Source organism: Paraburkholderia sp. BR14374 (assembly GCF_040948685.1).
Taxonomy (GTDB): Bacteria; Pseudomonadota; Gammaproteobacteria; order Burkholderiales; family Burkholderiaceae; genus Paraburkholderia; species Paraburkholderia youngii.
The window spans coordinates 1-414 of the sequence record NZ_JBFPKF010000138.1; the positions used below are offsets into that span (position 1 = coordinate 1).

Sequence of the window (414 nt, forward strand, 5' to 3'; positions counted from 1 at the left end):
CGAGCTTCGTCACTTCGCGGCTCACGAATTGAGAGATGCCTGCGTCGGCTGCGGCTTCGATCTTTTCGACCGCTGCGCTGCCGCCTTCGGCTGCGACGGCGTCGAAACCGGTCGAGCGCACGGTGATAACTTTGATCGGATCAGCCGATTGCACGATCGCAATGGCGTTGCCCGCGTAGATCGGACGCTCGAACGTGTCGGCGCTGTCCACCGCGGTGATGTCGCTGATCTGCGCGACGTCGAGCTTTGCGGCGATACGCGGCGCGATGTTCTTGCCGTACGCGGTGGCCGGCGCGAGGATGTGCGTGTAGTTCTTCGCCGCACCCTGCACAAGCGTCAGCACCGTCGCTTCGACGTTTTCCGCGAGACCCGCTTCGAGTTGCGGCGCGTCGGCCAGCAGTACCTTGGCGACGC

The 414-nt window shown here is 64.5% G+C and carries 1 pseudogene; it reads right to left on the bottom strand.

Annotated features, from left to right (window positions below):
- Positions 1-414 (bottom strand): annotated as a pseudogene (locus AB3X86_RS38380) (electron transfer flavoprotein subunit alpha/FixB family protein); the annotation flags it as partial.